General features: G+C 66.1%; 12 protein-coding genes. 6 read left to right on the top strand and 6 right to left on the bottom strand.

Annotated elements, in window-relative coordinates:
• Window positions 1–54 precede the first annotated feature (54 nt).
• Window positions 55–1,248 (bottom strand): mannose-6-phosphate isomerase, class I, encoded by a 1,194-nt coding sequence (gene manA, locus VIM54_RS11675; RefSeq protein WP_331901510.1) that lies wholly within the window; start codon window positions 1,246–1,248, stop codon window positions 55–57.
• A gap of 136 nt (window positions 1,249–1,384) precedes the next feature.
• On the opposite strand from manA, the gene VIM54_RS11680 reads away from it, so the two are divergent.
• The 5 genes from VIM54_RS11680 to VIM54_RS11700 all read left to right on the top strand — a co-directional run bounded on the left by VIM54_RS11680 (window position 1,385) and on the right by VIM54_RS11700 (window position 7,915).
• Window positions 1,385–2,608, top strand: a complete 1,224-nt coding sequence (locus VIM54_RS11680) for an acyl-CoA dehydrogenase family protein (protein WP_331901512.1) — start codon at window positions 1,385–1,387, stop codon at window positions 2,606–2,608.
• A 53-nt stretch (window positions 2,609–2,661) separates the two neighbouring features.
• Window positions 2,662–3,096 carry a hypothetical protein gene (locus VIM54_RS11685; protein WP_331901513.1) on the top strand — a complete coding sequence of 145 codons (435 nt, stop codon included), beginning with the start codon at window positions 2,662–2,664 and terminating at the stop codon, window positions 3,094–3,096.
• Between the two features lie 48 nt (window positions 3,097–3,144).
• On the top strand, window positions 3,145–4,458 hold the full coding sequence (locus VIM54_RS11690) for an O-antigen ligase family protein (RefSeq protein ID WP_331901515.1): 1,314 nt from the start codon (window positions 3,145–3,147) through the stop codon (window positions 4,456–4,458).
• The gene (locus VIM54_RS11695; RefSeq protein ID WP_331901517.1) at window positions 4,455–5,756 is read left to right on the top strand and encodes an O-antigen ligase family protein; all 1,302 of its coding nucleotides are present in this window, start codon (window positions 4,455–4,457) and stop codon (window positions 5,754–5,756) included. Before VIM54_RS11690 ends, VIM54_RS11695 begins: the two co-directional genes overlap by 4 nt.
• Before the next feature lie 188 nt (window positions 5,757–5,944).
• Complete coding sequence (locus VIM54_RS11700; protein ID WP_331901518.1) at window positions 5,945–7,915, top strand: DUF7657 domain-containing protein; 1,971 nt, start codon at window positions 5,945–5,947, stop codon at window positions 7,913–7,915.
• A 4-nt stretch (window positions 7,916–7,919) separates the two neighbouring features.
• On the opposite strand, the gene VIM54_RS11705 is transcribed toward VIM54_RS11700, so the two are convergent.
• The 4 genes from VIM54_RS11705 to VIM54_RS11720 all read right to left on the bottom strand — a co-directional run bounded on the left by VIM54_RS11705 (window position 7,920) and on the right by VIM54_RS11720 (window position 11,919).
• Entirely contained in the window at window positions 7,920–8,906 is a 987-nt protein-coding gene (locus tag VIM54_RS11705) for a GDP-mannose 4,6-dehydratase (RefSeq protein ID WP_331901520.1), read from the bottom strand.
• A gap of 31 nt (window positions 8,907–8,937) precedes the next feature.
• On the bottom strand, window positions 8,938–10,035 hold the full coding sequence (locus tag VIM54_RS11710; protein WP_331901521.1) for a glycosyltransferase family 1 protein: 1,098 nt from the start codon (window positions 10,033–10,035) through the stop codon (window positions 8,938–8,940).
• Window positions 10,032–11,063, bottom strand: coding sequence for a GDP-mannose 4,6-dehydratase (gene gmd, locus VIM54_RS11715; RefSeq protein WP_331901523.1), 1,032 nt, complete (start codon window positions 11,061–11,063; stop codon window positions 10,032–10,034). Before gmd ends, VIM54_RS11710 begins: the two co-directional genes overlap by 4 nt.
• An 82-nt stretch (window positions 11,064–11,145) precedes the next feature.
• Entirely contained in the window at window positions 11,146–11,919 is a 774-nt protein-coding gene (locus tag VIM54_RS11720; protein WP_331901525.1) for a glycosyltransferase, read from the bottom strand.
• 87 nt (window positions 11,920–12,006) lie between these two features.
• On the opposite strand from VIM54_RS11720, the gene VIM54_RS11725 reads away from it, so the two are divergent.
• A complete protein-coding gene (locus VIM54_RS11725) occupies window positions 12,007–12,987 on the top strand; it encodes a GDP-L-fucose synthase (protein ID WP_331901527.1) in 981 nt (326 codons plus the stop codon).
• 9 nt (window positions 12,988–12,996) lie between these two features.
• Here the strand turns inward: VIM54_RS11725 and VIM54_RS11730 are convergent, their stop codons facing one another.
• Entirely contained in the window at window positions 12,997–14,259 is a 1,263-nt protein-coding gene (locus VIM54_RS11730) for a hypothetical protein (protein WP_331901529.1), read from the bottom strand.
• Window positions 14,260–14,270 lie beyond the last annotated feature (11 nt).

The raw sequence follows: 14,270 nt of genomic DNA on the forward strand, positions 1-14,270 counted from the left end.
CACGCGCGGCACACGCGACGTGAGCGACGTGACCGACGACCGGCGCGAGTCGCCCTACGAGCCCGTGGTGGCCAGAAACACCGTTCCGCCGCCGGAGAAGTGCAACGCGCCCTCGTCGGGTGTCACGTAGGCCGCCGAGCCGCGCGTGAGGGCGATCGACGAGGCCGACCCAGTGATGGTGAGCGCACCCGAGGTGCAGATGACGATCGCCGGCCCGGTGATGGCGACCGTGGCATCCGCGTCCACCCGGTAGAGCACGAAGTCCGGCACGCGAGGCCGGAACACCAAGACCCCGGGCGCGAGGCTCTCGGCCGCGAGATACGGAACGGGCACCGGGGTGAAATCGAGCACGCCGAGCAGCTCGGGCACGTCGATGTGCTTGGGGGTCAGCCCACCGCGCAGCACGTTGTCCGAGGCGGCCATGAGTTCGACGCCGAGCCCGCCGAGGTAGGCATGGATGTTGCCGGCCGGCAGGTAGAGCGCCTCCCCGGCCGCGAGCGTCACCTGGTTGAGCAGCAGCGAGACGACGATGCCGGGATCACCCGGGTACTCGGCGGCGAGCGCGCGTGCCACCGAGAGCTCGGGCACGGTGCCGGCGAGCTCGGTGTTGGCCAGCACGGTGACGAGGGCCACGAGGGTGGGCACGCCCGGTCCCCGGGTGATGAGCCATTCGAAGGTCTCGCGCAGCCCGGTCGACAGGGAGTCGAGCAGGTCTTCGAGGGGCTGCGGCTGCGGGTCCTCGAGCGCATGGGCGGCGTCGAGAAGCGCGTCGACGAGCTCACGCACCTCCTTCAGCGGCCGGAATCCGCAGAGCGCGTCGAAGGTGGGGCTGAGCGCGAAGATGAGTTCGGGCTTCGGATGCGCGTCCTTGTAGTTGCGGTGCGGGGCATCGAGCGGCACCCCGAGCGCGTTCTCGCGCGCGAACCCGGCGGCGGCCCGCGACGGGGTGGGATGCGCCTGCAGCGACAACGGGGACGCCGCGGCCAGGATCTTGAGCAGGAACGGCAGTCGGCCGGATGCCGCGAACGGTCCGAGCGCGGTCTGCGGGTCGGCCGCTATCCAGGCCGCGAGATCGGCCGCACCGCCGGTCTGCGTCGGGTCGAGGATCACGCTCGGCGAGCCGGGATGCGCGCCGAGCCACAGCTCCGCCTCCGGTTCGCCGGACGGCTCCCGTCCGAGAAGCTCGGCGATCGCCGTCGTCGACCCCCAGGCGTACGGTCGGGGCGTATTGGTGATGCCTACAAACATCCGCGGTGTCCTTCGAGTCTCGGTTAGACAAAAGTACCAATCGCGTGGGCAACATCGAGCCACCGCGAATAGCCTCGAGGCGGGTCACGCACCACGACACCCCGACTCCCCCTGACCACAACGCAATGGAGCCTTCATGACGTCTCTCCTCGAAACCACCCAGCTGCCCGACGAGGCACTCCCGTTCCAGAGTCTGCCGAGTGACTTCTACGGCTTCGAGAACGGACTCACCGACCGCGAGAAGCAGCTGATCATGCAGCTGCGCGCCTACCTCGAGGCAGAGGTGCGTCCCATCGTCAACGACCTCTGGGCGAAGGCGGAGTTCTTCCCGCGCAGCGTCGTGACCAGGCTCGCCGAGCTCGGCCTGTTCGGCCAGCCGTGGGAGGAGACCCGCCAGTTCGAGAACTCGGCGGTGTTCCGCGGCTGGGTCGCCCTCGAGCTGGCCCGCGTCGACGCGAGCCTCGCGACGCTCGTCGGAATGCAGAGCGGGCTCGTGATGGGGTCGATCGCCGTCGCCGGTTCCCCGGAGCAGCGCGCGGAGTGGCTGCCGCGGTTCGCCTCGGGCGAGCTGCTCGGAGCGTTCGCCCTCACCGAGCCGCTCTCCGGCTCGGATGCCGCCCAGGGCCTCCGCACCGTCGCCCGGCGCGACGGCGACAACTGGGTGATCAACGGCGCCAAGCGCTGGATCGGCAACGGTTCGATCAGCGACGTCACGATCGTGTGGGCCAAGGACGTCGGCGACGGCCAGGTGAAGGGCTTCATCGTCCCGACATCCGCTCCCGGCTATGTCGGCACCCGCATCGAGAACAAGCAGGCGCTGCGCATCGTGCAGAACGCGGACATCACCCTCGATAACGTCGTTGTGCCTGAGGCGAACCGCCTGCAGGGCTCCCGGTCGTTCCGCGAGACCGCGGCCGTGCTGCGTCTCACCCGCGCCGAGGTGGCCTGGGCCGCCGTCGGCAACTCCGTCGGCGCCTACGAGGCCGCGGTGCAGTACGCCGGCGAGCGCACCCAGTTCGGCAAGCCGATCGGCAGCCACCAGCTCATCCAGGAGCTGCTCGCCAAGAGCCTCGGCAACATCACCTCGTCGATCGGCCTCGTCACGCGGGTCTCCCAGATGCTCGACGAGGGCACGCAGGGCGACGAGCACTCCGCCCTGGCCAAGGAGTTCACGACGAGCCGAATGCGGGAGACCGTGGCCTGGTGCCGCGAACTCTTCGGCGGCAACGGCATCGTTCTCGACTACGACGTGATCCGCTACTTCGCGGATGCCGAGGCCATCTACTCCTACGAGGGCACGCGAGAGATGAACACCCTCATCGTCGGCCGCGCCATCACCGGTCGCGCCGCGTTCGTGTAGAGCCGGGTCGGCCGCCGCGGGCCATCGGCGCGCGGCGGTCGTACCATGGAGACGTGAGGAAGCGAATCGGATTCGCCTGTGCGGTGCTCGTGAGCGTCGCCCTCGCGGCGTGCGCGCCGGTCACCGGCGGCGGCCCGTCGGGCAGCCCAACGCCGAGCGGCGCCAAGTCCTCGCTCACCCCGCGGCCCCTCGACACCGGCCAACTTCCGCTCAAGAGCCAGGACCCGGACGCCGCGAGGGTCGACGGCTACAGCGCCCGGCAGGTCTGGGACCTCTGCCTCGCGGCGCTGCGCCAGGCCTACCCCGAGCAGGGGCTCGACGAGAAGTTCGATGCGTCCGCGATCACACCCCTGGACCCGGCCACCGCGCCGCACAACGCCAGGCTCCGGGTGACCGTGAAGCAGTCGAGCGAATCCCCTCCCCTGAGCTGCTTCGTGGCCGGCGACGTGTCGTCTCCCGCCGTGGTGGGCACTTCCACCGCCGGCTGACCGTCCGCCTCCGCTCTTCTTCAGCGGCGACCGCCTAACCTGTTGCATATGGAACAACTCGATAGTCGCGGATTCCGTCTCGGGTTCGCCGGCTTCGTGCTGTTCACCGGTCTCGCCGGTGACTTCTGGCGCAACTCCCTCTCCTGGTACGGCCACGGGGCGATCGTCGCGGTGATCGTGGCGATCTCGATCGTGCTCCTCGTGCGCAACCGAGCCAAACTCCGCCTCAGCGGCCTGCCGTACACGCTCCTCGCCTTCCTGCTGGTCACCACGGTCTCCATCGCCTGGTCGTTCTACCCGTTGTACAGCGCGCTCGGCGCGACCGTGCAGCTCGTGACCACGGCCGCCGCCGTCTCGATCGTCATCACCCTCAGCTGGACGCAGTTGCTCCGGGTGCTCGGCTGGGTGTTCCGGGCGATCCTCGGCCTGTCATTCCTGTTCGAGTTCATCGTGTCGGTGTTCATCCGGCACCCGGTCTACCCGGTCTGGATCGCTCCAGAGGCGCACCCGGCGGCGCTGCTCTACTGGTCCCGCGACCTGCTCTTCGTGAGCGGCAAGATCCAGGGCATCCTCGGCAACTCGAGCCTGCTCGGCATGGCGGCCCTGCTCGGCCTCATCGTGTTCTCGATCCAGCTCGCCTCGCGTCGCGTGGGCCGCGGATGGGGCTGGTTCTGGATCGGGGTGGCGGTGCTCACGATCGGACTCACCCGATCCGCCACCGTCCTCGTGGGAGTGCTCATCGTGGCCGTCGTCGCCGTGGCGGTACTCGTGGTGCGCCGGGCCAGGTCCCGCCGGATGGCCTACGCGGGCGTCGGGGTCGGCGTGCTGGTGCTCGCCGCGGTGGGCTTCCTGCTGCGCAACCCCATCCTCAGCGTGCTCGGCAAGAGCGACACCCTCACCGGCCGGCAGGGCATCTGGGACAAGGTGATCGGCCTCGCCACCGAGCGCCCGGCCTTCGGCTGGGGCTGGCTGAGCTACTGGATTCCGTGGATCGCCCCCTTCAAGGGACTGATCAGGCGCGGCGGGGTCGCGGTCGCGCATGCGCACAACGCGTGGCTCGACGTGTGGCTGCAGGTGGGCGTCGTGGGCCTCATCGTGTTCGCCGCCCTCGTGCTCACCACGCTGCTGCGCTCGTGGATCATGGCCACCGACGGCATCATCACCAAGCCGGGCGAGCCCGGCCGGCTCACCTGGGTGGCGCTGCTGCCGATCCTCATGCTCACGGCGCAGCTCGTGCAGAGCGTGGCCGAGAGCCGCATCCTGCTCGAGGGCGGCTGGATGCTGCTGGTGATCTGGGCGGTCAAGACCAAGCTGACCCCGCTGGCGGCCGAGCCGTCGATCACGGAACGCGAGACCGCATGACGCAGGTTCCCCCACCGCACCAGCTGCTCGCCGCCGGCAAGAACTTCTTCGGCTCGCCGCGGTTCGCCGCCGCGCTCACCCTCACGATCATCGGCAGCGAGCTCGGCGCCCTCGTGCTCCAGCAGCTCATCGGCTGGGCGGGGCTGATCGGCATCCTCGCCGTGCAGGTGCTGTTCGCATCGCTGTCGTTCCTGGCGCGACGGGAGGGCATCGAGTGGCACGGCATCCTGCCCATCTCCCTGCTCGTGTTTGTGGGCTGGGCGGCCCTCTCGGTGTTCTGGAGCGAGTACCAGTGGGCCACCTTCGGCAGCGTGGTCTACCTCGGCGCCACGACGATGCTCGGCATCTATGTCGCGCTCAATCGCGACACGATCCAGATCGCGCGGGCGTTCGGCGACGTTCTGCGCGTCGCCCTCGTGCTCTCGTTCGCCCTCGAGATCTTCTCGGGCGTGCTCATTGACGCCCCCATCCGCTTTCTGGGCATCCAGGGAAACCTCGCCGAGTTCGGGCCCATCCAGGGCATCTTCGGCACCCGCAACCAGCTCGGCGTGATCGCCCTCATCGCGATTGTCACGTTCGGCACCGAGCTGCGCACCCAGTCGGTGCGACGGGGGGTGTCGATCGGGTCTCTCGTGCTCGCCGGCCTCCTCCTGCTGCTCACCCGCTCCCCGATCGCGTTCGGCGGCTTCATCATCGTGTTGGTGGCCGCCCTCGCGCTCTTCGGCCTGCGGCGGGTGCCGGCCGAGAGCAAGCGGTTCTGGCAGATCGGCCTGCTCGCCGCGACCATCACGGTCGCCGCCGTCGCCTGGGCGGCCCGCACCCCGATCATCAATGCGCTCAGCGCGAGCAACGAACTCAACAAGCGCCTCGAGCTGTGGCGGCCCATGCGCGTCCTGATCCCGGCGCACGAGCTCGAGGGCTGGGGCTGGGTGGGCCATTGGCGCCAAGACGTTCCCCCGTTCCAGGTCTTCCCCAACTACTTCGACCGCACACCCACCTCGGGCCTGAACGCCTACCTCGACGTGTGGTTCCAGCTGGGCCTGGTCGGTCTGTTCGCCTTCGTCGGCCTCGCCGGCCTCACCTTCATCCGCTCCTGGCTGCTCGCCTCCCGCCAGCGCAGCTTCGTCTACGCGTGGCCCGCCCTCGTGCTCGTGGTGCTGCTCACGACCGCCCTCGCCGAGAGCTCCCTGCTCGTGGAGTTCGGATGGCTCACCTTCGTGGTCTGTTGCGTGAAGGCGGCCCGGGAGCTGAGCTGGCGCAAGGCGTTTGCCGCGACGGGGGCTTCTCGAGCACCATGACTCACCGCGCCCTCGTCCACTACGCGAAATGTCCACCGTACAATTGCATCGGCTCCGTCAATCGAGACCACGCAATCTCCACCCCCAATCTCCACCCCTAGTCGCGGAGTCCCATGAGTTTGAGAGCTCCACGTCGACGAGGCGCGTTTTCTCCCTGGGCGCAGTCGATCGCCGCGAGATATCAGCGAGTGGTCGAAGCACGACCCGATGGACTCCCCACGCGCTGTGTGCTTCTCGCATTTCCCGCGGTGCTGCTCCTCTTCGGCGTCATCATGGTGACGTTTGGCCTCAACGGCACCTCCTCGGGCGAGATGTACTCTCGCGTGTACGCGGGCAACGACCCGAGCCTCGTTTCCGGTCATCCCGAACGCATCCGGTCGGATGAGTGGTACGTCAACACCTCCTGGTCGATCGCGCAGGTTCAGCAGGGGCTTCCGGAGCGGAACGAAACCATGCCGGGCGGAATGGATGCCGCACTGCCCCACGACCTCCCGCGCGCCGACTGGTCGGTGGCCTTTCGGCCACACCTCTGGGGTTACCTCGTGTTCGACGTCGGCCATGCCACTGCATTCAAATGGTGGATAGCCGCACTCGCCTTCATCGCTTCCGCCTATTGCTTCCTTGTGACGTTGCTTCCGCGGCGCCCGATCCTGGCGGCCGTCATCGCCATGGGCTTCTACTTCAGCCCGTTCTTCCAGTGGTGGTTTCAGACGGTCATCTTCTGGCCGCTGGCGTGGGCCCTCGTCACCATGACGGCCATGATCTGGGCGGTGCGAGTCACGTCGTGGCGCCCCCGACTCGCCTGGGCGGCAATCGTCGCATTCCTCACGCCCGTCATGGCGATGGGAATCTACGCGCCTTTCATCGTGCCGGTGGTGCTGGTTGTGGTCTTCTTCGCCATCGGAACGGTGGTCGACCAGAAGAGGCAGGGGGTGCCCTGGCTCGTCCTGGTGCAAAAGGCTCTCCCCCTCGCGGTCGCGGGGGCGCTGGGAGCGACCGTCACACTCGGCTGGCTCGCGACCAAGAGTGCGACCCTCAACAGCTTCCTCGCGACCTCCTACCCCGGCACACGCCTCACAAAGACGGGTGAGGCGAATCTGTTGTCCGCCGTGAGAACCGTCAGTTCTTCGTTCACGGAATCGTTGACCAACGGCTCGGGCTTCCTTGGGCTCAACTCCTCCGAGGCGTCGACCTTCTTCCTCGTCGGGGCGTTCATGCTGCCCATCGTCGGCTGGATCGTCTACCGCTCGGTGAAAGAAAGAAAAACGCTTCCGTGGGTGTTGCTCGCGCTCAGCACAGTGGTGATCGTGTTTGTCGCGTTCTCCTACGTTCCGGGCTGGAACCCGATCGCCCACCTGCTCTTCCTCGATCGCAGTTCGGAAAACCGAATTCGTCTCGGCATGGGTCTCGCCTCGTTTGCGATCCTCGCCTACCTCATCAAATTCATCAGCGAGCGAACCACGCGACCGCCGCTCTGGCTTTCCGCGGGCACATCTGTCGCGTTCCTTTTGTCGCAAGTTGCTATCGCTGGCGCGGTCTGGTTCGTAGAGGGGCCGAATCGGCTCTGGCATGACGCACCATTCTGGTGGGCATTCGCGCTCGTCTCCGCCGCGGCGATCTTCTTCCTCGCTCGGGGACGCCTTGCCCTCGGCGGCGTTGCTTTCCTGCTCGTCGGGGTTTTCGGCACGGGCGCTGTCAATCCGGTCTACGTGGGAGTCTTCGACCTGCGCACCACTGCCGTCTCGAAGTCGGTGGTACGCATCGACGCTGCGCATCCGGGCACCTGGGTCGGCGTCGGCGATGTCGAGATTTCCGCGATATTGCTCGAGTCGGGCGTCACCGCATTCAACGGGGTGCAGGGCGCGCCCTCTGCTGCGATGTGGCACAAGATCGACCCGACAGCCAAGTATCGGTTCGCCTGGAATCGCCTCGGCGGCATCGGCTGGATCCCCGGTTCCGGCGATCCTCGAGTCGAGAACCCGGCTCCCGACCAGATTCTCGTCAGTTTCGATGCCTGCGCCGGCTTCGCGCAAACCAACGTCAAATACGTGCTCTCCTCGAACCGCGCGCTCGCCTCTCCCTGCCTCGAGACGATCGATTCGTTCGCTTTGCCCAAAGAAACCGCGACGATCTATCGGGTCACCAAGAAGCTGCCCTGAGCCGTCATGCCCCTGCCCTCAGTCGCTCGAGGTCGGCCTCAACCATGATGTGAACGAGCTGCTGGAAGTCGACGCTCGGATGCCAACCGAGACCGCGAAGCTTTCGCGGGTCGCCGACGAGGCTCTTAGGGTCGGCCGGGCGGTACAGCGCATGGTCGATCTCGACGTGCGATTGCCAGTCGTCGATCCCGACGTAGGCGAAAGCCGTCTCGACGAATTGGCGCACGGAGTGCGCGACTCCGGTCGCCACGATGTAGTCCGAGGCCTCTGGTGCGTCGATGATTCTGATCAGGGCGTCGACATAGTCCGGGGCGTAGCCCCAGTCGCGGTGCACGTCGATGTTTCCGAGGGTCATCGTCTTCGACAGGCCAAGCGAGATCCTGGCCGCCTCGCGAGAGATCTTCCTGGCGACGAATGACTCGGGTCTGCGCGGGGACTCATGGTTGTACAGGATGGCCGAACTCGCACGCATGCCCCGCGCTCGATAGACGCCGACCATCTCGTGGGCGAACGACTTCGCCGCTCCGTACGGGGTGACCGGAACCCTCGGGGTCGATTCGGTCTGCGGAACGACGCTGGTGTCTCCGAAGATCTCCGCGCTGGACGCCTGCAGAAACCGCACGTGGTGATCGGAGCTCTCCTGCAGGCTCCATGCCGCCTCAAGCAGACGAACGGGCCCAACGCCGAGCACGTCTGCGGTCTCGGTGGGGAACTTCCAAGACCGTTCCACCGAGGTGTTACCTGCAAGGTTGAAGACGTGAGTCGGGCGCACCCCGGTCATGATGTCGATCATGCCCACGGTGTCTGCGAGGTCGGAGACGTGGGCAACGGCACTCGGAAAGTCAGTGACAAGGGCAAGGGCGCCAGCCTGTGAATGGACGAGTCCGTGAACCTCGTGGCCCTCGGCGACCAGCCGCTCAACGAGGTAGACACCGTCCTGCCCGTTGGCGCCGGTGACGAGCACTCGCTTGGTGTCGGTCGGGGCGCGCATGGTGCTCAAGCTTACGGGAGTGCCTCGGCTGTCAATGTGTCGCGACCGCCTGGCGGTAGGCGGCGACATGGGCGTCGCGGCAACTCTCCCAGGTGAACCTCTGCGCCTGCACAACACCGTTGGCCGACAGCCGAGAAGAATCCGCGATCGCGGAGAGTATCCCCGCAGCAATTGACCCGACGTCGAGCGGGTCGAACAGCACGGCGGCATCGCCACAGACCTCGGGGATCGAACCGGCATCGGCCGCCGCCACGGGGCAGCCGGACGCCATGGCCTCGAGGGGAGGCAGCCCGAAACCCTCGTACAGGCTCGGGAAGGCCAGGACGGCTGCCGACCGGTACAACGCGTGCAATTCCTGCGTGGTCACGAGTCCCTTGCGGTCCACCCAGTCAGGAAGTTCGCCGAGTGTGTCGAGGCCGCCACCGGTGAGCACCAGCCGCAGGTCGGGAATCTGCGCGCGAACGAGTCCCATCGCCTCTATCAGCCGCCCGTGATTCTTGTGCGCCCATCCCCGAGCGGGATAGAGCACGAAGTTCTCTCGCGCACCGAAGTTCGGCGTGAACACCGAGGTGTCCACGCCGAGGTGCGCAACCTGGATCTTGTCGGCGGGGATGCCAAGAAGCTCTACCATGCGGAGTTTCGCAAACTCGCTGATCGTCACCACGACGTCCGCTCGACGCGCGCCACCCTCGTAGAAATGGCGGCGATACAGCAGCTCCGCCCGGCTGAAGAGGTGCGGCAGGTCGAGGTGCTGCACATCGAGCAGGCTTTGCACGAGCGCCTGGTGCGGAGCCGGTCGTGGCACGGCAACCGTGAACGGATAGTGCACCACGGATGCCGCGGACATAGCCGCTCGAATCGCGCGGCCGCGGATCGTCGCCGAGGCCACTGCCCGGAGGCGGCCTGCCGTCGACGGACCCGCCGAGACGTAGTCGATCACGACCTCCGGAACGCCTTCGCTGAATCCGGCGGCCGTCTTCGGAACGAAGGCCGTCGCGACCAGTCCCTGAGCCATCGCTAGCTGGCGCGTGAGCGCTCGCGCGTAGGTCTCGCTTCCGCCCATACCACCGGGCACGAGGCTGAGCATCGACAGCGCGACGTTGAGGTCGCCAGAGCTGACGAGACTCACTGGGGAACGTAGACCGTGTCGATCCAGGGACGTCCGCCGGCATTCAATGCCTCGATGTCGGCATCCACCATGAGTCGGGCGAGCTGGGGGGTGAACACCTTGGGCGTCCAGCCGAGAAGCTCCTTGGCGCGGGTCGCTTCCCCGACCAGCGCGTCGACCTCGGTGGGCCGCAGGTAGCGCTCGTCGAACTTGACGTACTTCTCCCAGTCCAGGCCGGCGTGCTCGAAGGATATCTGCAGGAAGTCCTTGACGGTGTAGTTCGTGCCCGTGGCGACGACGTAGTCGGTCGGGGTGTCGTGCTGCAGCATCCGCCACATGGCCTCGACGTATTCCGGGGCGTAGCCCCAGTCGCGCACCGAGTCGAGGTTGCCCATGAACAGTTCGCTCTGCTCGCCCGCCTTGATGCGTGCGACGGCACGGGTGATCTTGCGGGTCACGAAGGTCTCCCCGCGTCTCGGGGACTCATGGTTGAACAGGATGCCGTTGACGGCGAACATGCCGTAGCCCTCGCGGTAGTTGCGGGTGACCCAATAGGCGTAGAGCTTGGCAGCGCCGTACGGCGAGCGCGGGTAGAACGCCGTCTCTTCGTTCTGCGGCGGCGGGGTCGCCCCGAACATCTCGGAGCTGGAGGCCTGGTAGTAGCGGCACTCGAGTCCGATCATGCGGATCGCCTCAAGCAGCCGGATCGTGCCGAGGCCGGTCGAGTCGGCCGTGTACTCCGGCTCGTCGAAGCTCACGCGAACGTGGGACTGCGCTCCGAGGTTGTAGACCTCATCCGGCCGAATCGACTCAAGCAGCGTCACCAGGCGCGATCCGTCAGTGAGGTCACCGTAGTGCAGGAAGAGCTTGGTGCCGCTCTCGTGCGGGTCACGGTAGAGGTGGTCGATTCGCGCGGTGTTGAACGTCGAGGCCCGGCGAATCAGGCCGTGCACGTCATAGCCCTTGCTGAGGAGGAGTTCGGCGAGGTAGCTGCCGTCCTGGCCGGTGATCCCGGTGATGAAGGCCCGCTTGGCCGGTAGTTCGGTCATGGGGATTCGCTCCTGCGTCGTGTTGGCGCGACCGCGTCACAACGCGGTTGCCGAGATCGGTGACCAGCCTACCGCAACGGTCCTATCGAGCCCGCGAGCTTATGAGGCGGGCGGCGAATGCGGAAGCCCAGCGGATCGGAAAGTTCCAGGCAGGGCTGATCGGTCTGAACGCTGGCGCGAGATGCCTGGTCTTCACGGCCTCGGATTCGCGGCTCGAATTAAGCCGGTTAGCCACCGTAAGAGAGTCGGGGTGCCAACGGAAAGCGGAAACGGTTGTGCGGGTGCACACGAAGCTGCCGTGCGAGCGGAGCTTGAGGAACGCGTCGAGGTCCATCGCGTATTTGAGCGACACATCGAATCCCCCGATCGCCTCGAGGGCATCGAGCCTGATCATCGTGCCTGGATGCGGGATGAGGTCCGGTCCCCACGGAAGCAGGAACCGGGCTAGCGCGCCGGCTTTGCTGACGGCGAGGACCTTGCCCGCCGGATCGATGTACTCGCATCCGCCGTAGGCGAGCACCGAGCCCGGATTCCCTTCGAGCAATTGCAGGAGGGCAACCAGGCCACCCGGACGGAACAGATCATCGTCCCCGATCCACGCGTAGTACTCCTCGTCACTGCGCGCCGCCAGACCGCGGTTGATCGCCGCGGATATTCCCTCCTTTGGATCCTCCACCAGCACGGCTGCGTGTGCCGCCGCAAGGGCACGCGCCTCTGTCGCACCGACGGGCGCGATCACTACGAGGGTTACGTCGACATCCGCGCGCTGTGCATCGATCGACTCGAGAGTCTCCGCGAGGGTGCCCAACCGGTCGCCGAGTGTGGGAAGAATGACCAGGATCTTCGCGTTGGACATGTTCGCCTTTCGAATTGTTAGGCTTTCAAGCCTGCACATTCAAACTTCGCAAGCGCCTGACGACATCCTGTGCGTGATGGACAGAATATGGACCCCGTGAGTATACCCAGCCCCGCTTTCGCCATCGATCGATCCGCCCGTGTCTACGTCGCCGGACATCGAGGTCTCGCAGGGTCAGCGATTTGGCGGCACCTTGAAGCGTCGGGTTTCGTGAACCTCCTTGGCGCGACCTCCTCCGAGCTCGACCTTCGTGATCGGCCAGAGGTATTCGCATTCATGCGGGAAAGCCGGCCCGATGTTGTGATCGATGCCGCGGCACGGGTCGGCGGGATCCTTGCTAACAGCACCTATCCGGCCGATTTCCTCAGCGACAACCTGCAAATGCAGCTGAATATCATGGATGCCGCAAATTCCGTCGACGTCGATCGACTGCTCTTTCTCGGGTCCTCCTGCATCTACCCGAAGTACGCACCGCAGCCGATCAAAGAGACCGCACTTCTCACAGGCGCTCTCGAGCCGACCAACGACGCCTACGCGATCGCGAAGATAGCGGGCATCATGCAAGTGCAGTCCTACCGTCGCCAGCACGGTCGGCATTGGATTTCTGCGATGCCGACGAATCTCTACGGACCGGGAGACAACTTCCATCCGCAGAACTCCCATGTTTTGCCTTCACTCATCAGACGGTTCGACGAAGCGAAGCGAGAGGGCGCATCCGAAGTCGTGATCTGGGGCTCGGGGACGCCGCGCCGCGAGTTTCTGCACGTGGATGACCTGGCGTCAGCAGTCCTCTTCCTGCTCGAAAACTACGACTCCTCTGACACGATCAATATCGGTGTCGGCACAGACCTGCCGATTCGCGGACTCGCTGAGCTCATCGCTCGCACGGTGGGATTCTCCGGTGAACTGGTGCAAGACACTTCCAAACCAGATGGGACCCCGCAGAAGCTCCTCGATGTGAGCCGCCTCAGCGCGTTGGGCTGGCATTCCTCGATTGAGCTTGAGCAGGGAGTCGCTAGCACCTACAAGTGGTTCCTCGCGAATTCCGGGCACGTCCGCGCGAAGTGAGTGCCTCGATCAGTCGGCGGCGACTCGTTCGCGGCGCACGGCCATGGAGAGGTAGACAGCAAAGACCGCAGCTCCCGCAATCGGCCCGGCAAGAAGTGCTGTGACCGTGCGAGCCGTGAAGTCGAGCGGCAACACCAGCGAGACGACAGTGACGCTTGCGGCGACAGTCCACCCCGATGCATAAATGAAGTGTTGTGAGCGCGCCAGGACTGCGGGCCCGGCGACAAAGAGCCCCCCGACGAGGGCCGATGACATGACCAGAACGGCGATGAACCAGCCCTCAGGCCTGGGTTCGCCGGGGAAGAGCACTCCGAAGACGGCCGGCCCGATGACCCAGCCGACCGCGGCAAGTACAATTCCGGCGCCCATCACGAGTGCCTGCAACCGCAGGAAATTGCGCCAGAACGAAGCGGTGCGAGCGCGAAACGTCACCACAAGGTAGCTCTGCATCGACATCGCGATCACGATTAGCGGCGCTCTCGTCAACGTGATGGACAAAATGAAGAGGCCAACCGTTGCCCTCGGCTCGTTCGGCGCGGTTAGCCCGAGCAGCAATGGGAATCCGCTCACCATCGCGCTCGTGGATGCCGCCGCCAGAATCGTTCGCGCCACGTTCCAGCTGAGTGCCCCATAGCCGACGTCGAGCTCAGACCGTCCACGGATCGATTTGCGGATGAACAACCAGAGCAGGGCGATCGTCGCCGGGAAGGGAAGAACGACGGCCCAGGCAAGAACCACGACATCACTCGTGAAGGCCAACGCGATGCCCACGGCAAGGAGACGCAGCAGGGCGTCGACCGTCATCATCAGAGCGAGGGACAGCCACTGCGCGATTCCGTAGAAGGCGCCCCCCAGCACTGCGACAAACACGTACGACGCAGTGCCAGCGGCAAGGGGCCAGACGAGACTCCACCCGTCCGTCGGGAAGATCGCCTGGACCCAGACCGGGGCGGAAAGCACGACAATCGTGAACACGGAAAGCGCAGCGACCACAGCAAAAGAACCTGCGCGACCGACGCGACCGACGAGTCGACCGTCTCGAGCACGGGTTGCCCGCGCGACCTCCTGCTGGATTCCCGAAAGCGTGCCGACAACGAGATACAGGAATGCCCAGAACACGGCGAAAAGCGCGTAACTGGCGAGCCCGATTCGGTGTGGAACAAGCCACGTGACGACGTAGGCAGCGATGCCCGCGATCACTGTGGCCACGAGGATGAGCGACACCCCGGAGAGCCTGGCGATCCCGCGACCTTCTCGCGTGGGTTGTGTCACGTCCACGAGTC

The organism is Lacisediminihabitans sp. (genome assembly GCF_036569425.1).
Taxonomy (GTDB): Bacteria; Actinomycetota; Actinomycetes; order Actinomycetales; family Microbacteriaceae; genus Lacisediminihabitans.

Bases quoted from the DNA above. Each gene is read 5' to 3' on its own strand.
- manA (WP_331901510.1), bottom strand. From the start codon at position 1,248: ATGTTTGTAGGCATCACCAATACGCCCCGACCGTACGCCTGGGGGTCG.
- VIM54_RS11680 (WP_331901512.1), top strand. From the start codon at position 1,385: ATGACGTCTCTCCTCGAAACCACCCAGCTGCCCGACGAGGCACTCCCG.
- VIM54_RS11690 (WP_331901515.1), top strand. From the start codon at position 3,145: ATGGAACAACTCGATAGTCGCGGATTCCGTCTCGGGTTCGCCGGCTTC.
- VIM54_RS11695 (WP_331901517.1), top strand. From the start codon at position 4,455: ATGACGCAGGTTCCCCCACCGCACCAGCTGCTCGCCGCCGGCAAGAAC.
- VIM54_RS11705 (WP_331901520.1), bottom strand. From the start codon at position 8,906: ATGCGCGCCCCGACCGACACCAAGCGAGTGCTCGTCACCGGCGCCAAC.
- gmd (WP_331901523.1), bottom strand. From the start codon at position 11,063: ATGACCGAACTACCGGCCAAGCGGGCCTTCATCACCGGGATCACCGGC.
- VIM54_RS11720 (WP_331901525.1), bottom strand. From the start codon at position 11,919: ATGTCCAACGCGAAGATCCTGGTCATTCTTCCCACACTCGGCGACCGG.
- VIM54_RS11725 (WP_331901527.1), top strand. From the start codon at position 12,007: ATGGACCCCGTGAGTATACCCAGCCCCGCTTTCGCCATCGATCGATCC.